The 25,321-nt window shown below is 63.5% G+C and carries 19 protein-coding genes; 8 read left to right on the top strand and 11 right to left on the bottom strand.

The annotated features are described in order from the left end of the window. Positions 1-123 precede the first annotated feature (123 nt). The 9 genes from nagA to ACOQPH_RS17730 form a co-directional block, all read right to left on the bottom strand. A complete protein-coding gene (nagA, locus tag ACOQPH_RS17770; protein ID WP_420622636.1) occupies positions 124-1,290 on the bottom strand; it encodes an N-acetylglucosamine-6-phosphate deacetylase in 1,167 nt (388 codons plus the stop codon). 432 nt (positions 1,291-1,722) lie between these two features. Beyond that, complete coding sequence (locus ACOQPH_RS17765; protein WP_420624385.1) at positions 1,723-2,421, bottom strand: ATP-binding cassette domain-containing protein; 699 nt, start codon at positions 2,419-2,421, stop codon at positions 1,723-1,725. Positions 2,422-2,495: 74 nt separating this feature from the next. After that, on the bottom strand, positions 2,496-3,425 hold the full coding sequence (locus tag ACOQPH_RS17760) for an ABC transporter ATP-binding protein (RefSeq protein ID WP_420622635.1): 930 nt from the start codon (positions 3,423-3,425) through the stop codon (positions 2,496-2,498). Further along, the gene (locus ACOQPH_RS17755; protein ID WP_420622634.1) at positions 3,422-4,351 is read right to left on the bottom strand and encodes an ABC transporter permease; all 930 of its coding nucleotides are present in this window, start codon (positions 4,349-4,351) and stop codon (positions 3,422-3,424) included. The genes ACOQPH_RS17760 and ACOQPH_RS17755 overlap by 4 nt, the downstream gene beginning before the upstream one ends. Next, positions 4,351-5,313 carry an ABC transporter permease gene (locus ACOQPH_RS17750; protein ID WP_420622633.1) on the bottom strand — a complete coding sequence of 321 codons (963 nt, stop codon included), beginning with the start codon at positions 5,311-5,313 and terminating at the stop codon, positions 4,351-4,353. The genes ACOQPH_RS17755 and ACOQPH_RS17750 overlap by 1 nt, the downstream gene beginning before the upstream one ends. Positions 5,314-5,438: 125 nt before the next feature. Next, positions 5,439-6,857 (bottom strand): pyridoxal phosphate-dependent decarboxylase family protein, encoded by a 1,419-nt coding sequence (locus ACOQPH_RS17745; protein ID WP_420622632.1) that lies wholly within the window; start codon positions 6,855-6,857, stop codon positions 5,439-5,441. Then, positions 6,854-7,951: a saccharopine dehydrogenase C-terminal domain-containing protein gene (locus ACOQPH_RS17740; protein ID WP_420622631.1), complete on the bottom strand. Its 1,098-nt coding sequence runs from the start codon at positions 7,949-7,951 to the stop codon at positions 6,854-6,856. The genes ACOQPH_RS17745 and ACOQPH_RS17740 overlap by 4 nt, the downstream gene beginning before the upstream one ends. Positions 7,952-8,090: 139 nt before the next feature. Beyond that, the gene (locus tag ACOQPH_RS17735) at positions 8,091-9,254 is read right to left on the bottom strand and encodes a DUF917 domain-containing protein (protein ID WP_420624384.1); all 1,164 of its coding nucleotides are present in this window, start codon (positions 9,252-9,254) and stop codon (positions 8,091-8,093) included. A gap of 36 nt (positions 9,255-9,290) precedes the next feature. After that, positions 9,291-10,925 (bottom strand): ABC transporter substrate-binding protein, encoded by a 1,635-nt coding sequence (locus ACOQPH_RS17730; protein WP_420622630.1) that lies wholly within the window; start codon positions 10,923-10,925, stop codon positions 9,291-9,293. A gap of 229 nt (positions 10,926-11,154) precedes the next feature. On the opposite strand from ACOQPH_RS17730, the gene ACOQPH_RS17725 reads away from it, so the two are divergent. Beyond that, positions 11,155-11,646, top strand: coding sequence for an Lrp/AsnC family transcriptional regulator (locus ACOQPH_RS17725; protein ID WP_420622629.1), 492 nt, complete (start codon positions 11,155-11,157; stop codon positions 11,644-11,646). Positions 11,647-11,649: 3 nt separating this feature from the next. After that, entirely contained in the window at positions 11,650-12,642 is a 993-nt protein-coding gene (locus ACOQPH_RS17720) for a hypothetical protein (RefSeq protein WP_420622628.1), read from the top strand. 11 nt (positions 12,643-12,653) lie between these two features. Here the strand turns inward: ACOQPH_RS17720 and ACOQPH_RS17715 are convergent, their stop codons facing one another. Beyond that, a complete protein-coding gene (locus ACOQPH_RS17715; RefSeq protein ID WP_420622627.1) occupies positions 12,654-14,090 on the bottom strand; it encodes a M20/M25/M40 family metallo-hydrolase in 1,437 nt (478 codons plus the stop codon). A 180-nt stretch (positions 14,091-14,270) separates the two neighbouring features. On the opposite strand from ACOQPH_RS17715, the gene ACOQPH_RS17710 reads away from it, so the two are divergent. The 6 genes from ACOQPH_RS17710 to ACOQPH_RS17685 all read left to right on the top strand — a co-directional run bounded on the left by ACOQPH_RS17710 (position 14,271) and on the right by ACOQPH_RS17685 (position 24,205). After that, the gene (locus tag ACOQPH_RS17710) at positions 14,271-17,552 is read left to right on the top strand and encodes a bifunctional proline dehydrogenase/L-glutamate gamma-semialdehyde dehydrogenase (RefSeq protein WP_420622626.1); all 3,282 of its coding nucleotides are present in this window, start codon (positions 14,271-14,273) and stop codon (positions 17,550-17,552) included. A gap of 199 nt (positions 17,553-17,751) precedes the next feature. Then, positions 17,752-19,449, top strand: coding sequence for an amidohydrolase (locus ACOQPH_RS17705; RefSeq protein ID WP_420622625.1), 1,698 nt, complete (start codon positions 17,752-17,754; stop codon positions 19,447-19,449). Between the two features lie 50 nt (positions 19,450-19,499). After that, complete coding sequence (locus ACOQPH_RS17700; protein WP_420622624.1) at positions 19,500-20,843, top strand: ABC transporter substrate-binding protein; 1,344 nt, start codon at positions 19,500-19,502, stop codon at positions 20,841-20,843. Positions 20,844-20,926: 83 nt separating this feature from the next. Next, positions 20,927-21,799: a branched-chain amino acid ABC transporter permease gene (locus tag ACOQPH_RS17695; RefSeq protein WP_420622623.1), complete on the top strand. Its 873-nt coding sequence runs from the start codon at positions 20,927-20,929 to the stop codon at positions 21,797-21,799. Next, positions 21,786-23,480 carry an ABC transporter permease subunit gene (locus tag ACOQPH_RS17690; protein WP_420622622.1) on the top strand — a complete coding sequence of 565 codons (1,695 nt, stop codon included), beginning with the start codon at positions 21,786-21,788 and terminating at the stop codon, positions 23,478-23,480. The genes ACOQPH_RS17695 and ACOQPH_RS17690 overlap by 14 nt, the downstream gene beginning before the upstream one ends. Beyond that, the gene (locus ACOQPH_RS17685; protein WP_420622621.1) at positions 23,477-24,205 is read left to right on the top strand and encodes an ABC transporter ATP-binding protein; all 729 of its coding nucleotides are present in this window, start codon (positions 23,477-23,479) and stop codon (positions 24,203-24,205) included. Before ACOQPH_RS17690 ends, ACOQPH_RS17685 begins: the two co-directional genes overlap by 4 nt. Here ACOQPH_RS17685 and ACOQPH_RS17680 read toward each other — a convergent pair. After that, positions 24,151-24,963, bottom strand: coding sequence for a response regulator transcription factor (locus ACOQPH_RS17680; RefSeq protein ID WP_420622620.1), 813 nt, complete (start codon positions 24,961-24,963; stop codon positions 24,151-24,153). The two genes, ACOQPH_RS17685 and ACOQPH_RS17680, sit on opposite strands and share 55 nt — an antisense overlap. Positions 24,964-25,321 lie beyond the last annotated feature (358 nt).

Here is a 25,321-nt window from a genome sequence, read left to right as displayed (position 1 = left end):
AAGGCCATCTGAACCTACCGGAAAGCCCGTGGGCTACAAGGTTCCCTTCTCGGCGGACCGGTGTTCGATGCGGCGAGTTCTCCGACCATGTGCTCGTCGCGCGCTATTACGACCTCCACCCCGTCAGCTCGCAGCCTGCGAGTGTGACCACGCCGTGACGCCAGCCACCATTGTTCGGCAGAGGCGAAGCTGTTCATCGAGAATGATGAGATCGCCTCGCGCACCGACGGTGATTCGGCCGATGTCTGCCCTCCCGAGAACATCCGCCGGCACCGCTGTCGCAGCACCGAGCGCCTCCGTCGGCGTGCAGCCGGTGAACCTGGTGAGATTGCGCACCGCTTGGTCCAGCCCCAATGCGCTCCCGGCGAGAACGCCGTCTGGCGTCCGCACCCCGACGCCGTCATAAACAACTGCTCGTCGACCCAACCGGAAGCAGCCCGCGGGTTGACCCAGCGGGGCGGACGAGTCAGAAACCAGCAAGAAGCGCTCGGCACCGAGAGACCGCCATGCGACGCGGACCGCTACAGGATCGACGTGGATGCCGTCGCAGATCACGCTTGCCACGACGAAATCGTCCGCGAGCACAGCGCCAACGGGCCCAGGACGCCGATGTGCGAAGGCCGACATCGCGTTGAACAGGTGGGTCACGCCCCGAAGCCCCGCTGCGCGCGCCCGTTGCAAGACGCCTGGCGTCATCGAAGTGTGTCCAGCGAACACAACTACTCCGCCGGAGCAGAGCTGCTCGATAGCGGCGATGCCGCCGTCGAGCTCCGGAGCCAACGTGACAAGCGCAACTGCTCCCGATTGCGTCCACTCCTCGATCTCCTCGCTCAGCATGCGGGGCGACGCGACAAGCGCAGCATTGTGTGCTCCCAAGTGGTCCGGCGAAATCGCGGGACCCTCGAAGTGCAACCCGAGAGGTCGAGCCGTGGCCCCATGGGGCTGGAAGCCGATCAGGGCCTCGATCGCTGCCCTCCTCGACTTCGCGTCAGAAGTAACGACGGTGGGGAGAAAGCTCGTGACCCCGAATCGCGGAAGGACCGTGCTCAACGTGCCTATTGCCCCGGCGTCATCGGTGACGTCGGCACCACCCGCCCCGTTGCACTGCAGGTCGATGAGCCCCGGGACGACAAGCATGCCGCTGACATCCAAGACGACATCACCTGTTCCGATGTCAGCTGTTGAGCCGATGTATCGAATGCGTCCGTCGGAGACAGTCACGTCAGTGCGCTCGACCCCGCCCGGCAGAAGCACGTCTCCTCCCACGACATGAGTTGCGCCGGTGCTCATGGAGTCCTCGCCATCCACGAAGCGCCGAGCACGCCGTACTCGGTTTCCGGATCTGCAAACTGCAGGCGCTCGGGCACTCCATAGCTGGCGACAAGAGCCGATCTGTCGGCCGTTGCATGGATCCGCTCGATCAAAGGGGAACTGAGTCGATCACCGAGTGTCGTCGCAGGGGCGCAAGACCCATGCACGGTGATGATCGAACAGGACACTTCGAGTCAATTTATCTGTTTTATAAAAAATATGGTACAGAAGCGCGCGATTGACTCAACACGGTTGGCGTCCCGCCGGCTAGATGTCGATTCGCCAGTCCCAATGCCGCGACTGCACGCACTTGTTCCCGGCCGCCAATTCGTGGGCGATGCACTCTGCTTCCGCGCCTCTCGGCGAGAAGTCCGGCGGCACTGTCCCGTTGTCGAGCGCCGCGGCGTCCTCCTAGACCGTCAACGATGACCCGAGCAGCGTGCACGTGTAGGAATGCTGAGGAGCTTCGAAGAGTGCACGAGTCGTCTGTTCCTCCACTATTTCTCCGAAGCGCATGACTGCGATTCGGTCCGCAAGGTGTCGAGCGACGCCGAGGTCGTGCGTGATGAACAGATACGTGAGGCTGCGATCTGCTTTGAGCTGCTGCAGGAGGTTCAGCACGCCTGCCTGCACAGAGACGTCGAGCGAAGATGTCGGTTCGTCGAAGATCATCATCGAGGGCTCGAGGACCAGTGCCCGAGCGAGCACAACCCGTTGGGCCTGACCGCCGCTGAGTTCGTGCGGGAGCCGGTCACGCATGGCAGGACTCAGATCGAGTGCGGCCATCATCTCGTCCGCACGCAGTCGGCGCTGGGCCCGTTTGAGCCGCGTGTGAACGAGCAGCGGCTCTTCGACCTGGTTTCCGATGGGTCGGCGTGGATTGAGTGCGAGCAGCGGGTTCTGCGCCACCATTTGCATTCGGCTCCGAATCCGGCGCCGGTTCCGCCCTCGCAAGCCGACGAGCTCAAGGCCATCGAAGCGGATGCTGCCGTCAGTGGGTTGGATCAGACCGATTATGGCTTCGGCGAGAGTGGACTTTCCCGCTCCTGACTCACCGACAACCGCAAGCGTCTCGCCCTCGAACACCTCGAGGTCCATATCGTCGATCACCAAGTTCGACCGCGTATGTCTCGACGCACGGTTCGCGTAACCCACACGCAAGCTCTGAATGGAGAGGAGTGGAGTCACTTCGAGGCCTCCACCAAGACACACGCAGCGTCGTGGCCCGTCTGAACTCGGTGCAGCGGCGGCTGTCCGACACGGCAGGGATCGCTGGCGTGGCGGCATCGAGGCGCGAAGGCGCAGCCGGTGATCTCGTCACGACCATCGGGAACGCTCCCAGGAATCGAAAGCAGGTCTCCGCCCACCGCCTCAGGTCGAGGAACCGATTCGAGCAAGGCTTGCGTGTAGGGGTGAGTCGGCCTGTCGAGGACTTGATCGGTAAAGCCGGTCTCAGCGACACGACCGGCATACAGCACTACGACTCGGTCGCACACGCGCCGGATCGCAGCCAGGTCGTGACTGATGAGCACGACAGCGAGCTGACTCGATTGGCGCAGGTCGGCGATGAGGTCCAAGACCTGTGCCTGTGTTGTGACGTCGAGCGCAGTGGTCGGCTCGTCAGCAATCAGGAGACGCGGGTTCTGAGCGAGTGCAAGAGCGATCACTGCCCGTTGTCTCATCCCGCCCGAGAACTCATGCGGATAGGAATCCAGCAAGCGCTCCGGTTCCGCAAGACCTGCCTGGGCCAGCAAACCGCACAGAACCTCGGAATCTCGGGTACCGGCGACGAGTTGCAGCTGCCGGCCGATGGTGAACACAGGGTTCAGCGCAGCGCCCGGATTCTGATAGACGAGCGCCGCTGCGTCCTGAAGGGCGCCGTCGACAGGCATCATCTCACCGCGAAAGCGCAACGCGCCGCTCACGGTCGCGGTGGCGGGCAACAATCCGAGCAGGGCTCGAAACAACACGGTCTTGCCGCAGCCCGACTCGCCGACCACCCCCAATATCTCTCCCTGGCCGACCTTTAGCGACACGCCGCGTACAGCGCGCACGGACCCCGTGGGGGGATTGAATGACACATGCAGGTCCTGGACTTCAAGAAGAGGTGTCATTGCTGGTCACCTCGGGTGCGGGGATCGGTGACATCTCGGATGACGTCGCCGGCGAGGTTGAAGGCCATTGCCACAATCACGATGGCAGCTCCGGCGAAGCCGGCGATCCACCACTGTCCCGAGAGGACGTATTGGCGGCCTTGGGCGATCATGGTTCCCCAATCCGCGGTTGGCGGCCGCGGTCCGAGTCCCACAAAGCTCAATCCCGCAGCCGTGAGGACTGCCGCGCCGAGATCGGCCGTTGCCTGAACCCACACTGGCGCCATCGCATTGGGCACGATGTGCACAGTGATGACGCGTCGGTCGGGGACGCCGATGGCCCTGACCGCCTTGACGAAGGAGCGTTCTCGCAGACTCAGCACTTGGGAACGCACCAGACGCGCGTACCAAGGCCACCACGAGATCGCGATGGCGATGACCGTGTTCCGCAAGCTCGCACCCAGAGCGGCAGCAACCAGCACTGCCAGCAACAGCGGAGGAAACGCGAGGAACGTGTCGGTGATGCGCATCAGGATTTCGTCCACCCAACGACCGAAGTACCCGGCAATGGCACCTACCACGACACCGATCACAACGGACAGCACCACGACCCCGACAGCGACATACATCGCGGTGCGAGCACCGAACAGGATCCGAGCAAGCACATCGCGCCCTAGGTCGTCGGTGCCCAACCAATGTGACCAGCTGGGTTCTTGGAGCCGGATAGGCAAGTCAGGCACGCCGCGGCCGGCGTCGGCATACGGCGTCAGCCACGGAGCCAACACCGCTGCCAGCGTGAACAGCACCACAATCACCGTCGCAGCGACTCCCAGCCGGCTTCGGACGAAATGCCACAGCGCTCCGCCCGGCGCCACGAACCTGCGACGGTCTCGTCCCGCAGCGCCGAGGCCGAACCGGCGCGCAGGCGGCTGCGGATCTGTGTGCATCAGCCCAGCACCACTCGGGGATCCAACCGCGCCTGAATCAGATCCAACGCGAGGTTGACCAGCACATACACGATCGTGACGGCCATCGCTGCCGCCGCAATCACCGGGTAGTCGACACGCACCACCGCGTCGGTCAGATACTTGCCGATGCCTGGCCATGCGAACACGGTCTCCACCAAGAACGCGCTCGACACCGAATAGGCGAACGTCAGCCCCAGCACCGTCAGTGCAGGCAGGACAGCATTCTTCAGCGCGAGTCGGCTGAGCACGGTGCGCCGGGGAACCTGTGCTACCTGTGCGGCTTCGATGTAGTCGCTGCCCAGCACTTCGAGCATCGAGCCCCGTATCAGTCGGATCGTGAGCCCGAGGGGGTACGCGGCCATCACCGCCACCGGCATCGCGAGGTGAACGATCACGTCTGCGAAGTTCGACGGGCTTCCTGACAGCAACGAGTCGATGGCGAAGAAACCGGTGATCTCATCGAAGGTCACCCGGGAGTCGGTTCGACCAGCGAGCGGCAGCCATCCCAAGCGGGATGCGAACAGCAATTGCAGCAGCAGGGCACCCCAGAACACTGGCATCGACACTCCCGTCACCGCGAACAAGCGAATGAAGGTGTCGCTCAGACGGCTTCGGCGAGCCGCTGCCAAGACACCGGCTGGTATGCCGATGATCATTGACAGCAGCGTTGCCGCGAGCGCCAGCTCCAGGGTTGCCGGCAGGAATCGACGCAGGTCCTGTGCGATTGGACGTCGCGTAGCGAACGACACTCCGAGATCGCCCCGCGCCAAGTCCCCGAGGTAGGACACATATTGGGAAAGCACCGGTGCATCGAGGTTGAGATCCTGCCGAACCTGCTCCACCTGCTCAGGACGGGCTCGCGCCCCTGCATACAGCTGAGCTGGGTCCGACGGAACGAGGCGCGAGACCACAAACGTGATCGTGACGACGCCCAGGATCACGAGGAGACTCGTTGCCGCCCGCCGCGTCAGGTACTTGAACCCGATACCTCTGCCGCTCTTGGATCTTGTCTCGCGAGTGTGATCCCGGATGGGTGAGATCGACGGTACCGGGATCGGGGCCATCGTCACGCGCTCTTGTCGATCAAGTCCCACACAGCGTCGATATGAGCCTCGGTAGTCCAGGTCGAACCAACAACGATTCGAGCGTAACGACGGCCGTCGACCTCGGAGGCGGTGATGTAGAAGCGCCCGTCCCGGTTGATCCTCTCCACGAGGTCATCGGTAGCCGTATTGCCGTCCCGATGAGCGAATGCGACCAACGCGAACGAAACCTCTGCGATGCGCTCGAGTCTGGGATGACGGTCGATGTGCTTTGCGATCCGGCGCGTCCACGCCACATGGTTCCGAATCATCTTGCGCAGCCCGTCCGCCCCGAAACTGCGCAGCACGAACCAGAGCTTCAGCGCCCTAAAGGGCCGGTCCAGTGGCAGATGCCAATCCCGGTAATCGATGACGTGACCTGACGCTGTGGCTGCGTTTTGCAGGTAGGGCGGCAGGATGCTCAGGGTCTCGATGAGCGGCCGCCGGTCTGCGACCCACATGACGGAGCAGTCGAGGTTGGTGGCCAGCCATTTGTGAGGGTTGAAGGTGTAGCTGTCGACGAGTTCCAGGCCGTCCTGATAGGGCCGGAACTCGTCGCAGATCATGGCTGATCCTGCGTATGCGGCGTCAACGTGATGCCAGAGGTGCTCGGAGCGGGCCATTGCTGCAATCTCACGAACCGGATCGACTGCTGTGGTTCCGGTCGTCCCGACCGTCGAGCACACGAACGCGGGCATCAAGCCGCCTGCCCGATCCGATTCGACCGCGGCAGCAAGTGCATCGGGTCGCATGGCGAATTCGGCGTCGGTTCCCACGAAACGGATGTGTCGGTACCCGGCGACGCGGGCGCCCTTCTCGACCGAGGAATGGGCTTCGCGCGACGTGTAGACCACCATGTCATCGATGGCTGCCCCCGTTCGCTTGCGGCAGACCTCGCGGGCGACGACAAGCATCGTGTGGGTGGACGCCGACGCGCCCGATTGGAGGACGCCTCCGCCGATGTCGGTCGTCTTCCAATGCTGCGGCACACCCAACAGGTCGACGAGCCAGTCCAGAACATGCGATTCGATCTCGGTCGCCGCTGGCGAGGAGGACCACAGCATGCCGACGACGCCGAAGCCGGCGCAGGCCAATTCGCCGAGCACCGATGCCGGCGAGGAACCGGCCGGGAAATAGCCCAGCCATCCCGGATGCTGCCAGTGCACAATTCCGGGCACCACAACACGGTCAAGGTCAGTCAGCAGAGCCTCGAAGGGCTCGGGCTGCTCCGGAGCTCGCTGGGGGAGCTTCGCACGGACATCACCTGGGTTGACAGTCGAGCACACGGAGAGGTTGTCGAGCCCGGCCAGATAGTCAGCCACCCAGTCGACGAGCGAATGGGCGTGACGTCGAAAGGCCTCAAGGTCGAGCGGATCAAGCGATGCGGTGTGCGCCGAAGTCATGCAAACAGATCTCGATGCCCAACGGCCGGGTCAGACTCGACGAATAGCGAACCCGTCGGAGTCAACGTGAACGACGCAAACGGCACTGCCTCCTGCTTGAGGAACCCCTTCGCAAGAAGTTCGCCGCGCCGCACGAGTTCGATGACCCCCACGGCAGACGCTGCTGTTGTCCAGGCAATGGCCGTTCTTGAGCGTCCGCAGAGTCGTATCGGCAAGAACGACCGGACGTACTCCAACCGGAGTGGGTTGCCTCCCTTTTCTCCTTCTGCTGCGATGTGGACATAGACAACGTCGTCTTTGACGGGTGGTTTGGCGCGTCGCAGGATCTCGCTCGACAGCGTTCGCCGCTCTCTCATCAGCAGCTCGTGGAACAGGAAGTTCATGAGGTCGACATGACCCGGGTACCGCAGGGTCTTGTAGTCCACGTGGTCGACGTAGCCGAGGTAGCTGGAACACATCGTTCCGATGCCGCCGGAGGTCGTGAAGGCTTCAAGCTTCGTGCCGCCCACGTAGACGGTCTCGTGCCATTCCATGGGCGATACGAACTTGTGCACCCCGTCTTCGATGACTTCGCAGTCGTTCAAGTACTCGTTGACGACTCCCATGGGCGACCAATTGAACGCATAGCCGAGACGACCCGAGGGATGCTGCGGAAGTGCTCCGGCTCGCAGCTTCAGCGAGCGGCACGTGTCGAGTCGTGCCGCGAGGTCTGCGGCGACGATCCCCACGAATCCGGGCGCAAGTCCGCATTGGGGGGCCATGACGGCCGTCGAAGTCTCTGCCAGCCCCAGGATTCGCTGAGTAGTCGAGACATCCTCGGTGAGGTCGAAGTAGTGAATCCCCAGTTGGTGAGCAACAGTTGCCACAGCGGCATTGAGGTCGTACGGAAGGCATGACAACACTGCTTCCCTGCCGGACAATGCATAAGAAAGTTGCGCTTCGTCACTCGCATCGATGGGAGCACAGGGGAAGCTGACGTTCTCGGGCACCCGTTCATCGAGGCCAGCGACGTCAAATCCGGTTTCCTGTAGCAGCTCGGCCGTCAGTCGGCCGACGCTTCCCAAGCCGAGTACGGCTATCTCGCGGAACGTCACCGATCCGCCCCGGCACCGATGTCAGCGCTCGCGACTCGCCCGATGGCATTGCCATCGATGGGGCTCGTGGCGACTAGGTCCGTGGATCCGGCAAGAGTTGGCTCTATGCCCAAGGCGGCGAGAGTCTCTGCCGCATCGATCATGCTGAGTCGTGTTGCCCCAGCCGGGGGGCATATTGCATGAGCCGCTCGACCGGTACATAGGGCACGTCGAAGCCGTAATAGGCCGGGCCGGTGCCATTCCTGAGAGTGTCCGGCTGACGGAGCAGCTCAAGGCCGGCCATGCCGACCGCGCTCACCTCGTCGCCCTCCCCGATGTCGGTGTTGGTGAAGCCGCGTGCACTGCGGGGATCGACGAGCGTGACCAGATCGGGGCTGCAGACCCACGGCTGGCCGTCGAGCCAGGTGACGTGTGTCTCGTTCTTGAACCACGTGCGCAGGACGTGTCCCTCCCACGCGCCCGTTCCCCGAATCTTGAGCGTTCCGATCATGAAGCCGCCCGAATCCTCCCATTCCTTGCTGACCACAACACCGTCGAACAGCCGCCAGCCGGCAACCACCTCGAGGGCGACTGCGACCGGATCGTGTCCGGCCTCAGTCGCAACACGGCAAGCCCGGCCGACCTCGAGGCACAGAGACAGCGTCCCCGGGACAAGAACGCTCTTCATGTCACGGCCAGCCAGTGGTGTCGACGCGATGGCCGCCTCGTCAAAGCTCGCGATCGCGATGTGACGGGCGATCCGCTCAAGCATGTACGGATTGACCGTCTTCTTGACGATGACGGTGTTGCCCCATCGATCCACGGCAGCTAACGGGTCGCTCGATATGCCGTGTGCAAACGGGGTGCTTTGCATTTCCTCGGGGATCGCTCGGCCCGAGTAGTCACCGTCAACGATCGGGATGCCCAAGTGAGCGGCCGCAACGATGGGACCGGGTGTGTTGGCGGCGCCAAGCTCCGCTGCCACCAGGCACCCGATCTGTCGCCCGAGATGATCGGACAATTCCCGTACGGCCAGACAGATGGCGTTGTCACCCACAACGTCGCCCACACCAAGACGCACCTCGCGCAGCGAATCGGCATGGTCATCGGATCGAGGGGCGATGGACCCGATCTCGTACACCATCGCCGTGAGAGCATTGTCGTCAATGCGATCCGCGTGGTGCCATCCGAGGGTCAGCCCGTCGTCGAGCGCAGCTGTCAAGGCTTCGAGGCCATCGACAGGGTCGCCTCCGCCGCCTGTGCCCATGAACAGGCAGCCGACGATGAAGTCCTCGCAGTCCGTGACGGACTCCAGTGAATGCATCACCCTTCTGGATTCTGAATCGCTCTGAGTGCTGGCTCAGCGAACCGCCCGCAGCTCGTAGAAGCGCACGACAGTGTTGTATGCCGGATTCGGAATGTGTCCGGTGAACTCGGCACGCAAGACTTCCACTGAGGGCACGTCGAGCATGAAGACGGCCGCATGGTCGTCGATCAGGATTTCCTGTGCCTGGCGGAAGAGTTCGCTTGCCGCTTCTCGATCGGTGCCGCTGATCGCGTCGGCTTCGTCGATCAAGGCGTCGAACGTCTCATTGGAGTAGTAGCCGAGATTGAAGAACGGCGCCTCTTCTGAATGGAACGTTGAGAACAGGAAGTCATAGGGCGTCACATAGGTCGGGAACCAGAACATCGTGAACACGTCCTGCGCTGCATCGGGGTCGGATTTGGCCTTCTCCCAGCGTGCGTCCCAGGTGAGCGGCTCCAGCTCGAGGTTGACGCCGATGGTGCTCAGGTTCGCCTTCCAGACTTCGCCGATCTGCTGCTGTTCGGTGGTGCCGGCGTCAAAGCTGTAGGTGACAGTGAGGCCATCTGCCCCGGCAGCCTCGATCAACTGCCGCGCCCTGTCGAGATCGGTCGCGGGTATGTCCAGATCAGGGCTGGAGCCCCAGACAGTCAGCGGCACCATGCCACGAGCTCGGACCGCTTCTCCGCCGTACAGCGCCGCAGTGACGTCGTCGTAGGGGAACGACAGCACGAGGGCTTCCCGGATCTCGGGCGAGAGCCGCCGCACGTTCAACATTCCGAAGAGATTGGTCATGGAGAGGCTTCTGAGAACGTCGATGTCGCTGTCCTGTTCGAGCGAGGTGTAGACGTCGAATGGCAGGTTGTAGGTGAAGTGGGCATCCCCATTGCGGATGAGCTGTTCTGCCAGCACGGGGTCTTCGATCAGCCGCATCTCGACGGTTTCGACCTGGTCGTCGGACCAGCCGCCCCAGTAGTCATCGAATCGGGCAAGCCATGTGCTGCCCGCCGGATCATGGGAGTCGATGGTGTACGGACCGGTGCCGCAGGCGTTTCCTTCGTTGAACCAGGCAGCGTCATTTCCGACGGCAGAAGGGCACACGACATAGACCGAGTACTGCGACGACATGACGAGGTCAAGCGGCGTCGGCCACGCGAGCTTGAACGTGAGGGTGTGGTCGTCGGGAACTTCCATCGACTCGACGGACGACAGGATGAATGCGGCTCCGAGGCCAAGGTCGATGGTGCGCTGCAACGAGTCGCGCACTGCCCCGGCGGTCAGCGGGGTGCCGTCGTGGAAGGTCACACTCTCGCGAATCTTGAAGGTCCACTCGGTGGCATCTGCGTTCGAACTCCACGATTCGGCGAGCACGCCGCTCACCTCGTCGGAAGCTTCGGGGTCGGCCAACCATGTCAGCGTCTCGTAGAGGTTCTGCAAGATCGTGTTCTCATTCGAGAACGCACTTGAAGGATCTAAGTCGCCGAATCCGTACGGATTTGCGTAGACGAATTCGACCCCAAAGGCGTCGGATGGGGCAGCGCTAGTCTCGGTTGCAGCCGCCTCATCCGTGGGAGTCGCCGTGTCGGTCGTGCCGGCAGTGTCCGCAACGTCGGCGTCATCTGTGCCGCTTGTGCAACCCGCAGCGAGCAGGACTGCCGCGACTGCAACGCAGAGATAGGTCCTGATCTTCATTCCTATGTCCTCTCAGTTCCTCACCCCCGCTTGGCCACGCCCCCGCGGGTCACGACCTGCACACATGGATAGTATGTGCATGTCTGAGTTACAGAAGTTCTAGCATAAGCGGCGAATCTATGCAAATCTTGTATTTACAGAAGCGATATCTGAAAATTATGTCACTGCGCTGGCCGCCCAGGCTGGACCAGGCTCGACTTGGTACTCACAACGAGGGAGGCACAACGCCGTGCAACTTGACGACCTAGACCTCGAAATCGTCGGGATGCTCAGCGTTGACGGAAGAGCCACCTACAGCGAGATCTCCAAGGAGGTCGGCGTCAGCGTCGGGACCGTGCGGAACCGGATCACGCTGATGCGTGAAGCCGGCGTGCTCCACCTCAATGTCTGGCTGGACCCGTACCGATCCGGCCTCGCCCTCTACGCCACGCTGCTGCTGCGAGTCAGTGCAGGGAAGCTCGAGGCCGTGACCTCGAGGCTGGCCGAACTGGACGAAGTCGGCTACGTCGCCACACTCACAGGCGGACACGACGTGCTCGCAGACGTCTTCTGTCGAGATGTGCCTCACCTCAGCGACCTGATCCATAGCCAAGTTCAAGCGATTGACGGTGTGGAATCGGTGACTTCCTACCTCGTCACTGACGTGAAGTACGAGTCGAATCTCAACATCCGCAGAGTCATCGACAGGTTGGGCTCCGCCGACGATGAGAACGGGGGTTAAGCCATGACGGCAGAGCTTCGTCATGCGGCTCATGTCCTGTTCACGGAGATCCGGCCGGTCGCACCAGGCGACCAAGTTCTGATCACCGCTGACAGCGAGGCGGATCAATATGTCGCCCGCGCTGCCGAAGCGGCGGCGCGGACAGTCGGCGCCGAACCCACCGTCCTGACCTATCCGATGTGCACGCCTGTCGGTCCCGTGCCCAAGCCCGTGGCCGCTGCGGCATTGCAGGCCCGGCACTGGATCAACTTCTCGGTCGGCTACCACCTCTACAGCGACGCGTTTCACGCTGCGATCAGCAACGGCTGCATCTACCTGGAACTCACCGGCATGGACGCGGACATGATGATTCGCACCATCGGCAGGGTGAACAACGCCCTCCTCGACGAGGTCAAGACCTTGCTGTATCGCAAGTCGCAGGCGGTCAGCACGCTGCGGCTGGCCAGTCCGGCCGGTTGCGACGTGACGATGACCGTCGATCCCGCAGGCGATCCCTACTGGGAAGATCCGCCTGAGAACGGAGGCTGGCCCCAGATGCTCGGTGGTCAGTCCGGCTGCATGGTCATTCGTGAATCCGCGAATGGCACCCTCGTGTTCGACGGAGCGGCTTGGCCTCCGGACAGCCTCGGACTGCTCCGCCAGCCGATCGTCATGACCCTGGTGGACGGGTACGCAACTGAATTTTCAGGAGGACCCGAGGCTGAGCTGTACGAGCAGTGGCTTCGGTCGTTCGACAACACCGAGGCCCTGATGTTCGACCACTTCTGCTACGGCTTCAATCCAGGCGTGCGCAAGCCATCAGGACGAATCCTGGAGGACGAGCGAGTCTTCGGGTGTGTGCAGATCGGCATCGGCGCTACCGAGTTCGGCTCGCCGGCGCACTCCGATGGCGTGGTGCTCGCTCCGTCTGTGTGGCTCGACGACCAGCAGATCCAGGCTGACGGCGCCTACATCGATCCGGAGATCGCGGCGTTGACCGATCGTCTGAGCGCTTGAGAAGGCCTGGTTCAGCTTCCTGGCCGTCTGGCCTCAGCGTCGAGAATGTCGGCGATGCAACCGGTGAGCTTCTCGGCGTAGGCGACGTGAAGGAACTCATTGGGGCCGTGAGCGTTCGACTCCGGGCCGAGAACTCCAGTCACCACGAACTGCGCCTCGGGGAACATACCGCCGAGCATGGCAATGAACGGGATGCTGCCCCCTTCGCCGAAGAGCTGCATGGGCTGACCGAAGCGACGCAAGGCGCTCTCGTTGAGCGCCGCCGCCAGCCACGGTGCCAAGTCGGGGGCATCCCATCCGTCTGCGCAGTCGACCTCGTCCACGCTCACCGAGGCCTGCAGCGGTGCATCGGAACGCAGCAGGTTCGCGAGCTCCGACGCGACCGCTTGGGAGTCGGCAGTCGGCGGCAGGCGCAGACTGAGCTTCAGGGCTGTGTGCGGTCGCAACACGTTGCCGGCCGACGCGGTGGGCGGCATGCCATCGGCACCAACGACGCTGAGTGCGGGGCGCCAGGTACGTGCCAGCAGACCGTCAGCCGGGTCGTCCTCCATCAGTTGCAGATCGCCGATCAAGCCGAAATCCTCGCCCGTGCCGCCCAGGAAATCTGCCATCGCCCGAGCTTCGGCAACCCGGTGGGAGGGAACGTCGGCGTTTGCCGCTTCAACCTTTACCCGGCCGGTCGCAGCGTCCTCGATGCGATCCAGCAGAATGCGCAGCAGCCGGAACGACGAAGGCACCAATCCGCTGGCCATGCCGCTGTGCCAGCCCTCGGCGATGACATCGACCCGCAGGGTCGCCTCCACCAGGCCGCGCAGCGACGTCGTCAGCCACACCGTGTCGTACGTGGCGCAGCCCGAGTCCAGGCACACCAACAGGCCCACGTCGCCGAGTCGCTCGCCCAGCGCGTCGAGATGGTGCAGCAGGTCCGGGCTGCCGGATTCCTCACACGCCTCAATCAGCATCAGGCAACGGCTGTGGCTGCCGCCGCTCGCCTGCACCGCCTCGATCGCGGCCATGCTTGCGAACGCGGCATAACCATCGTCGGCTCCGCCGCGGCCGTAGAGACGGTCGCCATCGCGCACCGGCGTCCACGGCCCCAGACCGTCCCTCCACCCGGTCATCTCGGGCTGTTTGTCCACGTGTCCGTAGAGCACCACCGTGGACTCGTCGCCGCCGCTAGTCGCGGCGGCGCCGAAGAGCTCCACCTCCACAACGATCAAGGGGGTTCGCCCCGGCAGCCGTTGGATCTCCACCGTGGCGCCGGTCACTGGCCGAGACTCCAACCACGCCGCTACCTGCTGAACCGCTGCCTCGATATGACCCGAGGTCTCCCAGTCGGCGTCGAAGCTCGGCGACAACGCCGGAATCGCGATGTAGCGCTCGAGCTCGGGAATGATCTCGCTGCCCCAGCACTCCGCAATCACGTTCTGGGTGTCGTCTATGTCCATGCTCGGATTTCTCCTGGCAGTTCACGGAGGGGTGGGCTTTGAACAGTAGAGCCTGTGACTCGCTGGACAGATCGGTGGCTCGCTGGGTGTTCCCATTCGGCCAAGATCGAGATGCAGCGGGATCGGCATTGTGAAAGCAGATGGGGTGTGAAGCTGGGACCTCGAACGAGCGGGTGAGCCGTGGTCGAACGCACCACTGACGCGGAGCTGCTGGCTGAGGGAGCCATCGAGCGGGTCGAGCGCTGGCTGGGGACGCCTGTCGCTGCGGATACGAAATCGGGTCGGGCTGCCAGCAGGCGTCTGGCAGGCGTAGTGAGCGACCGGCGGGGCACAGCGTTTGCGATGAGGTTCGTGGACCGGGTGATCCGTCCTGAGGATCCCTCAGTGTCGACCCGCCAGCTGGCATCGCTGGTCGGCGAGGCGGAGCTGCCGTCATTCCTGTCGCCGGTTGACAAGCTGCTGATCCGTCTTGGTGCTCGTATCGGGCCGAGATTCCCGCGACTCGTGATGCCCCTTGCGAGGAAACGGATGAGGTCGTTGGTCGGTCATCTCGTCGTGGACTCCGAACCCGACCGGCTGAGCGCTCATTTGCGGGCGCGCGTCGCTGCTGGCTTCTCGCTCAACGTCAACGTGCTCGGCGAAGCAGTCCTCGGTGACCTTGAAGCCCGCCGTCGTCAACGGGAAGTGCTCGAGACCCTTCGCTTGCCCGACGTGGACTACGTCTCCGTGAAGCTCTCGTCGGTGGTGTCCCAGCTCAACCCTTGGGACTTCAACGGCTCGCTGCACCGGGTCGTCGAGGCGCTCCGCCCACTGGTTCGAGCAGCCGCGGCCACGACGCCCGCGACGTTCATCAACCTCGACATGGAGGAGTACCACGACCTTGAGCTCACCGTCGAGGCGTTCCGGACAGTGCTCGACGAGCCCCCCTTCGCTGACGTCGACGCCGGCATCGTGCTGCAGGCCTACCTGCCTGACTCGTTCGACGCGCTCCGCTCGCTGGTCGACTGGCACAACTCCCGCGTCGAGACGGGTCGCCGCTCCGGCTTCATCAAGATTCGGCTGGTGAAGGGCGCGAACCTGGCGATGGAACGGGTCGAAGCGGCTACGCACGGATGGCCGCAGGCGCCCTATGCCAACAAGGCCGACACCGACGCCAACTACAAGCGCTGCCTCGACTGGGTGCTTACCGGGGCCCGCACGTCGTCTGTGCGCATCGGCGTCGCGAGTCACAACCTGTTCGACGTGGCATGGGCAGATCTGCTCGCCACCGAGCGCGGCGTTCAGCATCGCATGGAGTTCGAGATGCTCGAGGGCATGGCGCCGGCGCAAGCCGCTCGCCTGCGCGGCGACGAGCGGGGTGTGCTGCTGTACACGCCGGCAGTGGCGGAACGGGACTTCGACGTGGCCATCAGCTACCTGTTCCGCCGCTTGGAAGAGAACGCGTCTGAAGAGAATTTCATCCACCACCTCTTCGGATTGCAGCCCGGCAGTCAAGGCTTCATCGCCGAGGCAGAGAAATTCCGCGCAGCGGTCGCCAACCGCTGGACGGTGGGCGATGCACCACGCCGCACCCAAGACCGCCGCCGCGCCGTAGAGTCCGCCGACCCGAACCAGGCGTTCGTCAACGAGCCCGACACCGACCCTGCGTTGGCAGCCAACCGTGCCTGGGTCCGCGAGAGCGTCTCGCGTGGCTGGAGCGGTCCCACCACTGGCATCACCGCAGACATCGACACGGTGGATCGCATGGTGCAGGCCTGCGCCATGGCGCAACGCGAGTGGATTGCCCGATCGCCTGCGGATCGGCGCAAGATGTTGTGGAGCGTGGCTGACGAGCTGAGTCGCAGGCGCAGCGACTTGGTGTCGGCCATGGTTCATGAAGGGCACAAGACCGTCGCCGAAGCAGACCCGGAGGTGTCCGAGGCCATCGACTTCGCCCGCTGGTACGGCGACCGGACGCTGGATCTGGACGGTCTGGGCCTTGCCCGGTTTGAGCCATTCGGAACCGTGCTGGTGGCGTCTCCGTGGAATTTCCCTGTCGCCATACCGTCGGGTGGGGTGTTCGCTGCCCTGGCTGCGGGCAACGCCGTCATCCTCAAGCCCGCGCCCGAGACACCTGGCTGTGCAGAGATCGTGGCCGAGTGCTGCTGGGGGGCAGGTCTGCCTCGGGATCTGGTTGGATTCGTCCGCACTCTTGACGACGATGTTGGCCGTCACTTGGTGACCCACCGAGACGTCGGAGCGGTGATTCTCACCGGGGCCTACGACACCGCCCAGATGTTCCGCACATGGAGGCCGGGGATGCGCCTGTTCGCAGAGACGTCCGGCAAGAACGCCATGGTGATCACACCGAGCACCGATATCGATCTGGCGGTCGCGGATCTAGTGAAATCGGCATTCGGGCACTCTGGTCAAAAGTGTTCGGCGGCCAGCCTGGCCATCTGTGTCGGCGACACCTACACGTCGCGTCGGCTGCGGCGCCAGCTTGCCGACGCCGTGTCGAGCCTGCGGGTCGGACCCACTACTGATTTGGCCACGAACATGGGCCCCACGATCATCCCGCCCGAAGGCAAGCTGTTGCGGGCCCTCACCGAGCTCGACGACGGCGAAGAATGGCTGGTCGAGCCGCGCCGGCTCGACCCCCACACCTGGACACCGGGCATACGCCTCGGAGTGCTGCCCGGCTCATGGTTCCACCAGACCGAATGCTTCGGTCCCGTCCTCGGCGTCATGCATGCGGAAACACTCCGCGACGCGATCAGCATGCAGAACTCGACCGACTACGGGCTCACTGGCGGCATTCACAGCCTCGACCCGAGCGAGATCCGGGAGTGGACCGATGCCGTCGAAGTGGGCAATGCGTACATCAACCGCCCCACAACCGGCGCCATCGTCCGACGTCAGCCCTTCGGCGGCTGGAAGCGATCCTCGATCGGACCCGGCGCCAAAGCAGGCGGTCCCAACTACGTGGCTCGGCTCGGCACATGGCACCCCGTCGAGACTGGTCTCGGCGACGAGGAATGGCTGGACGCGGCCCGGGCCAGCGACGACGAGGCCTGGAGGACGGAGTTCGCCGAGCCGCATGATCCGACCGGGCTGTATTGCGAGTCCAATGTCCTTCGGTACCGGCCATTGCCACGCGTTGGGATGCGGGCTGAGGCTGACGCGGCGCCTCGAGACATCGCTCGAGTCCGAGCCGCCGCGCAGCGATGCGGTGCAGAACTGATCACGTCCCACGCTCTGGTCGAGAGCAGCACCGAATTCGCTGCCCGGCTGGGTGCGCTGGATGTTGAGCGAGTGCGAGTCGTGGGAACGTGCTCCCCGAACCTGCGAGCCGCAGCCAGGGAGGCGGGCGTTCACATAGCGGACGAGCCGGTCACCGCCGAGGGCCGCATCGAACTGCTGCACTACCTGCGCGAGCAAGCCGTCAGCCATACGACGCACCGTTACGGCAACGTCCTGTAGCGCGGTGGGGGTCCCTGAGTTCAGTGGAGGCGTGATGTTCTCTCTCGCGGTGGTGGTCATCGACCACTCACGCACCAACCAGTAGCCGTCGCCGAGGCAACCCGTTACCGCGCACTTGGCCTGCGCCCTTGACTGCGACGTCCGGAAATCGGCAGAACTGCCGATGGGCAGCCTTTGAGCCATTTGGTTAGCTCGGCGGATGGCTGACGACGACTTCGCGCCCGACTTGGTTCTGCGAAATGGCCAGATCGTGACCGCATGCAATGGGCTCGTCGCCGAGGCGCTGGCGGTGCGGGCCAACCGGGTCTGTGCGGTGGGCACTGACTTCGAAATCGGCTCGCTCGCCGGTCCTCGAACCCGTGTCGTCGACCTCGACGGTCGAAGCGTCGTGCCCGGGATCAATGACTCACACGTGCATCTCGGCTACTTCGGAGCGGTCCGCCCGCCGCTGGCTGTCGACGTGAGCTTTCCGACAGTGCAGTCGATCGACGACATCGCTCAAGCCATCCGGCATGCACGGCCAGCGGGTGGCTGGATTCGGGGCATCGGCTGGGACATCGGCTATCTCGACGACCTGAACCCACAGCGTCTGCCACACCGGCGAGACCTGGACGAAGTGACGGATCAGATTCCCGTCGCGCTTCGAGACTTCTCCGGGCACCAGCTGTGGGTCAACAGCCGCGCACTCCAGATAGCCGGCATCGGACGGAACACTCCAGATCCGAGCGACGGGGTGATCGTCAGAGACAGTGATGGCGAACCGACAGGGATACTGCAAGAGTCCGCGACCTCACTCGTCGCCGAGCACCTGCCGTCGCTCAGCGATCACGAATTGAATCAAGCGCTGGACACAGCACGCGATCTGATGCATGCCGAAGGCATCACCTCTGTGACCGACGCGGCGCTTGGTCCGGGCGGCAATACGTTCGAAGGGGGCGCCGCCGGCGAGCGCCTTCTTCAGATGTTGGCGGAACGCGCAGGCCGTGACGACTTCTCGCTGCGCACAACAGTGCTGATGGCATTCAGCCCGCTCACAACCTCCTGTGTAAGTGATGTGCAAGAGCACCTGCACACTTTTGTGCCACCTCCGAACAAGCCGGGGTGGTTCCGAGTAGCCGGCATCAAGCTCTTCGCCGACGGAGTGCCGCCCAACAAGACTGCTTGGGTCAGTCAGGAGTACTGCGGAGGTGGCTTCGGCCGTCTCACAATCGCCGGCGAGTGCGACGAGCAACGACTCGCCGACTTGGACGCGATGGTCGGCTTAGCTCATGATGCTGGCCACCAGATCGGCGTCCACGTCACGGGCGACCTTGCCATTGAGGCCACTGTCAAGTGTCTAGTTGAAGCACAGCTACGCAATCCGCGCCCGGATCCTCGTCACTACCTCATACATGCTGACCTTGCGAGCCCGGAGATGCTGAGGCTTCTTGCGCTGCACGGCTATGGCGCGAGCATGCAACCCGCCATCAAGTGGACCATCGCCACTCTGATGCGCGATCTCCTGGGCAAGGAACGCGCCGACTACCAGTGGCCGATGTGCACTGGGCTCGATGCAGGCGTGCGAGTCACGTCCAGTTCCGATGCACCCATCACCTATCCGAGTTGGCGCCAAGGAGTTGCCGCGGCAGTCCTGCGCGAGTCGAAGGCCACCGGAGAGACGTACGGGCCTGAAGAGCGAATTTCGCTTCTCGACGCTCTCGAGACGTACACGGTAAACGGTGCCTGGCAGGACCGGGCAGAGGCGTGGAAGGGCGACTTGGCACCCGGGAAGGTCGCCGATTTCTGCGTTCTCGACGACCGAATACTCGACATCGATCCGCACAAGATTCCGAGCGCTCAGATCGCGACGACCGTCGTGGACGGCCGAATTGTCTTCGGCGATTTCGCCGACCTCTGAGGCAGCCGAGTCATGACGCGTTCGCGTACAAGCCACAAGAGAGGAAAATCATGGTCAACTCAACCAAGCCGATAGCGCGAATAGCGCTAGCCATAGCGGCCGCCGTATTGATTTCGGCCGCCTGCAGCAGCGAGAGCTCAACTGCCGATGGCGAGGATCAAGGCGGACCGGCGCCGACGGCCGCCGCTTCGACCACAGCTTCAGATGGCTCGGACGATTCAAGCGCAGCTGGGGAGGCTGCGCCCACCACCCAGGAAACAAGCGCAGCGACGGCCGCGGACGCCGACGACGCAACGGAGGACGGTGACGCTGTGAGCACCGAGCCCATCAAGCTCGGCGCAATCTCGACGTTGACGGGGCCCGCTTCCTTTCCCGAGTCGCATTCTGCGGCACAAGCGGTATTTGATCGGGTCAATGCCGCCGGTGGCATCAACGGCCGAATGATCGAGTACATCGTGGAGGATGACGGATTCGACCCGGCGCTTGCCGCACAGGGAGCCCGCCGGCTCGGCGACGAGATCGGCGTGGTTGCAATGGTGGGCTCGGCCAGCGTCCTCGAGTGTGCCGTCAACGCTCAGTACTACGCAGAAATCGGGCTCTTCGCCATCCAGGGAACGGGAATCGATCCCGTGTGCTTCGCTAGCTCCAACATATCTCCGGTGAATACGGGACCGTTCTTCTCGGATGCCGTTGCGTTGTTCTATGCAAGCCAGGAACTCGGCGCTGAGAATGTGTGTTTTGGGGCGTTCGACGTCCCCGGTTTCGGGCCTGCCTACGACGCCGCGGTAGCGGAGTGGGCTGCTGCCACCGGCAAGGAACTCACCTACAGCGATACAGCCCTCATCTTCGATGGGGATCTGACCCCGTTCATGCTGGACCTCGAGAGCCACGGCTGTGACGCGGCCGTCGTTCAAGCGAATGATTTCCACTACGTGGCCATGATGCAGATCCGCGAGGCCCAGGGCCTCGATGTACAAGTCCTCGGACTCACTTCGGGCTACACCACGGCCGTCGCGGAACAGCTTGGATCAGTCGGGAATGGGCTGATTCTGGCTTCCGAATTCGAGCCGTTCACTGACACCGGCAGCGCGGTGCTTCGCGACTGGCGACAGCTCATGGATGAAGCCGGAGTGCCTCAGACATCGTTCGCTGAGGGCGGATACTTGGCGGCCACGATCATGGTCGGCGTCCTCGAAGGCATCGACGGCGAAATCACCCGCGAGTCGGTGGCACAGGCCCTGCTGAACTTCGAGCCCATTGAGACCGGCATGACGGGCACCCCGTACGCCTTCGGCGAAGGCGCAGCTCATGGTTCGAACCGGGCGGCGAAATTCGTCGAGCTCGTGAACGGCCAATGGGTCGTCAGAACTCCTCAGTGGATCGTCGTTCCCTGAGAAAGCCTCCCTGCTGTGAGTGGCCTCCCGGGTTGCCCTCCTTCTGTGACCGTGTCGTCTGACGCGGTCGCAGAAGCGGGCGCTTGTCCCCGTCGACGATGATCCGAGCGTTCGTCGCTTCGCTCACAGCAGGCGCGTCGTACGCCATCTTTGGCATCTGCATCGTGCTGATCTACCGAATGGCGGGCACGCTCAATTTCGCCACGACGGCTGTCGGCGCAATGGGCGCGTTCTCGATGCTTGCGCTCCTCGACAACGGTGTCCCCATTTTCCAAGCCGCAACCGTTGCCTTGATTGTGGGCGTCTTGCTCGGCGCAGCGTTGGGCGCCACATTCGCAGCCCTATTTCGCGACCACCAGCCGCTGACGCGCAGCACGGTCACCATTGCGGTCCTGCTCGGCATGCTCGCGGCTGGCTTCCGGATCTTCGGCGACAGCCCGCGCGCCTCTCAGCCGTTCCTGCCGGGAAGATTTGTCGAGGTCGCCGGAGTGCGCATCACCTTCGACACGATGATCGCAGTGACCGTTGCCTTGGTCGTCACGACGGCGGCGAGTGTCGTGCTGGTGCGCACGCGGGTCGGAATCCGCCTTCGAGCCATGTCCCAAGATGCCATCACCGCGGAACTCAACGGTGTGCCGGTCGCCGCCCTGACAGCTGCCGTATGGGGTGTGGCCGGGCTTCTCGCAGCACTCGGCGCAATCTTGGTCGGACCCAGCAGGCCGCCTGCTTTTGCTCCCATGGTCTTCTTGCTGCTGCCCGGCTTGGCGGCCGCCCTCGCCGGACGCTTCGAGCGTGTATGGCCGACTCTCGGGGCCGGATTCGCGATCGCCTTCTTGGAGGCGTACTCGGCGCGGCTCCCCGGCATCAGCCGCTATCGCGCTGCGGTCCCATTTTTTCTGATCCTGGCGCTCCTCCTTTGGCAGCGTCGTGACGAGGTGTGGGATGACGCGCGCTGACATACGGCTCGGCGCCGCCGCCATCGCTGTGGGCGTGATCATGTCCGTTCAGAGCGAATTCCGGCTCTTTCTCACGACCAGTGCGATCATTACGGCAATCTTGGCTCGCTCTGTCGGTTTCCTGTATTCGGATGCCCGCATGGTGTCGTTGTGCCAAGTCAGCCTCGCCGGGATCGGAGGCTGGACCGTCGGATGGTTCGCACTGCACACTCGGGTGCCGGTGGAGGTCGCCTTGGTTCTCGGCGGGATAGCCGCCGTTCCGATCGGTGTTCTCGTCGGTCTTCCGGCTCTCCGCCTGCGCGGGGTGGATCTCGCAGTCGTAACTCTCGGGCTCGCGGCGGCGATCCAGATCACAGTCTTCAACCGGGGCTTTCCAGGCGAGCGCGACAACTTCCTTGCTCCGAGGCCATCCATCGCCGCTTCTGAACTGCGCTTCCTTTGGTTCACGCTCTTGGTGGCGCTCGTGTTGGAGCTTGGCCTGCGGGCGCTTCGCCGTCAGGTAGTCGGAACATCGTGGGCGATGGTGGGCCAATCGGAACGGACTACCGCCGCAGCCGGGCGATCCATCATCTTGACCAAACTCACGGCGTTCGCCGTCAGCGCTTTTGTCGCCGGCATCGCTGGAGGACTCCTCGCGTTGCAAGTAGGGCGGGTATCTGCGCGGCAGCTGGAGCCGATCGACTCATTGGTGATCTTTGCGCTCATCGTGATGGCCGGAGCTGCGGGAGCTCTCGGAGCCGCAATTGCCGGCACCTTCTCGGCATGGATTCCCGAGCTGTTGCGGATGCTGGGATGGTCCCAGGACATCGGACCTTTGGTATTCGCAGTTGGCGCAGCACATGTGCTCAGCCAAGACAGCGACGGCATCGCAGGCCAGTGGATTGCGCTGGCTTCAAAGTTCCGGAGACGACGGCACGCGCCGTCTTCAAATCGGCGAGAGACGCACAAGTGCCAACGGCCAAGTTCGAGGAACAGCTCACTTGTCGTTCGAGATCTCACTGTGGACTACGGATCAGTACGCGCTGTCGGCGGCGTATCGATCGACGTAACACCAGGTCAAGTCGTCGGACTCATCGGAGCCAACGGCGCCGGAAAATCAAGTCTCGTGGACGCCGTGACCGGATACCTGTCGGCGACCGAAGGCACCGTCCATTTGGGGTCCCGACCGCTGCATTCGCTCACCGCCCATCAGCGCGCCCGAGCGGGTCTCGCACGCACCTTTCAGCGAGAGCGAACACCGACTCGCCTCTCGGTGGACAGTTACCTTGCCGTCGCTGCAAGGCGACGCACCACCATGGAACAGAGAGACTGGCTGCTTGCACAATTCGACCTGCCAGATTCCCGTACGCGCATCGCGCAACTCGACTCGGCCGCGCGTCGGAAGCTCGAACTTGTCGCCGCGCTCTGCTCGGTGCCTGCAGTTGCTCTCTTGGACGAGCCCGCGGCCGGCCTGACCGACACCGAGTCAAGACTGCTCGGATCAGCTCTGACCTGCGTAGCTGGCGAATGGGGCATCGGCCTGTTGATCATCGAGCACGATCTGCGGCTGATTCGCGATGTCTGTGAGACGGTTGTCGTCTTGGATCAAGGACAGTCGATCGCCGCAGGCCCGACCGCTCCGACATTGGCGAGCGAGCAAGTGGTTGCGAGTTACCTCGGCATAGAGCGGAAAGTCACATGAACTCAGCGCGGCGCCCTGCGCTCACAGTCCTCGATCTCGACGTGCGGCGCAATGGTGTGCCTGTCGTTCGCCACACCAGCTTCAACATCTGGCCATCAGAAGTCGTCGCCCTGGTGGGTGCCAACGGCTCAGGCAAGACGACGTTGCTCGAAGCGGTATCGGGGGTCGTCAAACCGTTCGAAGGCGCAATTCAGCTCCACGGCAACGACGTCACGAACAAATCGCGCCGCCATCGCAACCGGTGTGGCCTCCGCCACGTGCGACAGGGTCGACGGATCTTCGCTGATCTTTCAGTCGAGGAGAACCTGCGTGTCGCCTCGAACGATGTCGCGCTTGCGTATGAGGTCTTTCCGGAGCTTCGGCCCAAGGCTCGCATGCGCTCAAGCGATCTGTCGGGTGGGGAACAACAGATGCTCGTCCTTGCCCGCGCCCTCATCACGGACCCTTCGGTCCTGCTGATCGATGAGATTTCGCTTGGTCTTGCACCCCGCGTCATTCAGAGGCTGATCGGCGTCGTGAAGTCCGCGGCTGAGGCGGGTGTCGCAGTACTGCTCGTCGAGCAGTTCGCCACTATCGCCCTCGAGGTTGCGGAGACTGTCTTGGTGCTCGCACGTGGGCAAGTCGTCCTGGAGGAACGGGCAGATGTCCTGTTGAAAGATCCCAGTCCGCTTCACCGCGCATACTTCGGCCCAACCGCGGTCCCCAGTCGAGAAGAAAGTTTTTGACACGACTGACCTCGCGGCCGATGCGACTCAGGATGCTTATCGGCCTGGTCGAGGGGAATCAATCCCAGCCCAAGTCCAATGACCGCCGCGTGCGCACGATTAGCCGCGCCCAGCTTGGACAGGATGTGCTCTACATGGGTCGCGACGGTGCGCTGGGCGATGTACAGCGTCGCAGCGATTTGCGCGTTCGAATCGCCTCTTGCGACAAGTCCGAGAACTTCTCGCTCTCTCTCGCTGAGCAGGGCGCGCACGCTCGTTCTGGGGACGCAGGCCACGACGTTGTCCAGCGTCGGGGCAATAATGCACAGGCTCAAGTGCGCCAGGTCTGTGATGTCATCTTCCGTCTCGGTAGAGAAGTGCATGCCGCCGAATGCGTCGTCGTGGGTTGACAAAGGAACCGACACGCCGCCGCCGAAGCCCGCAGGTATGACGTAGTCCACCACTGTCTCCGGGAGTGGTTCAAGGCTCAGCGCCTCGTTCAATCGGGTTCCGCGTTGTGGCGGCTGCATTTCTCGCCACTCGTCGAAGAACGACTTGCTGCTCAGGTGCGTGACGAGGTCGTGAGAGTACCCCCGGCTGGACACGATCTCGCTCCGTCCGAGAGAGTCGGGCGGTGCCGTAATGCATGCCCCCACGAACGGCAGGACGTCGCTGACCTCGTCGAGAATGTCTTCGACTCGGTCCTCAGCCGGCGCGGAAGAAGAAGCGACAGCGGCCACAGAACCGACGAATCTCGCGACATCGGATTGCGACTTCACGGATGGACGCTACCACGCTGCTCTCATTCGCCAAGTCAGAACGATACGTTTGTTCGATCATTTCTCGCACCTGACGCGAGCGGTCAAGAACGCTGGCGCGCAACTACGAAACCATTCAGAAGGGATCCATGCGAGTGTGATCTCGCAGTGACGTCGACCGCGGTCAGCGGCTCCTAGGCGGTGATCGCGAGCACCGCCCTGATCGAAGGCGACCTCGCCACCCTCACAACCCGCACTTGACATCTATAGAAACGTCCCAGGGTGAATCAACGGGCAAACTGCGGGAGTGCGCGTGCTGTGGCGCGGATTGACGTTGGCCTGCCCGTCCTGTGGCAACCGCGGCTTGTTTCGACGTTGG

It is taken from the genome of Candidatus Poriferisodalis sp. (assembly GCF_965221945.1).
Lineage (GTDB): Bacteria > Actinomycetota > Acidimicrobiia > Acidimicrobiales > Poriferisodalaceae > Poriferisodalis.
The sequence above is the reverse complement of the archived record's forward strand: the minus strand, read 5'-3'. Positions and strand labels throughout refer to the sequence as shown.

Coding starts and splice junctions, on each gene's coding strand:
- ACOQPH_RS17745 (WP_420622632.1), bottom strand. CDS start 6,857: ATGACTTCGGCGCACACCGCATCGCTTGATCCGCTCGACCTTGAGGCC.
- ACOQPH_RS17715 (WP_420622627.1), bottom strand. CDS start 14,090: ATGGACATAGACGACACCCAGAACGTGATTGCGGAGTGCTGGGGCAGC.
- ACOQPH_RS17700 (WP_420622624.1), top strand. CDS start 19,500: ATGGTCAACTCAACCAAGCCGATAGCGCGAATAGCGCTAGCCATAGCG.
- ACOQPH_RS17730 (WP_420622630.1), bottom strand. CDS start 10,925: ATGAAGATCAGGACCTATCTCTGCGTTGCAGTCGCGGCAGTCCTGCTC.
- ACOQPH_RS17735 (WP_420624384.1), bottom strand. CDS start 9,254: ATGCATTCACTGGAGTCCGTCACGGACTGCGAGGACTTCATCGTCGGC.
- ACOQPH_RS17760 (WP_420622635.1), bottom strand. CDS start 3,425: ATGACACCTCTTCTTGAAGTCCAGGACCTGCATGTGTCATTCAATCCC.
- ACOQPH_RS17705 (WP_420622625.1), top strand. CDS start 17,752: ATGGCTGACGACGACTTCGCGCCCGACTTGGTTCTGCGAAATGGCCAG.
- ACOQPH_RS17685 (WP_420622621.1), top strand. CDS start 23,477: ATGAACTCAGCGCGGCGCCCTGCGCTCACAGTCCTCGATCTCGACGTG.
- ACOQPH_RS17720 (WP_420622628.1), top strand. CDS start 11,650: ATGACGGCAGAGCTTCGTCATGCGGCTCATGTCCTGTTCACGGAGATC.
- ACOQPH_RS17755 (WP_420622634.1), bottom strand. CDS start 4,351: ATGCACACAGATCCGCAGCCGCCTGCGCGCCGGTTCGGCCTCGGCGCT.
- ACOQPH_RS17690 (WP_420622622.1), top strand. CDS start 21,786: ATGACGCGCGCTGACATACGGCTCGGCGCCGCCGCCATCGCTGTGGGC.
- nagA (WP_420622636.1), bottom strand. CDS start 1,290: ATGAGCACCGGCGCAACTCATGTCGTGGGAGGAGACGTGCTTCTGCCG.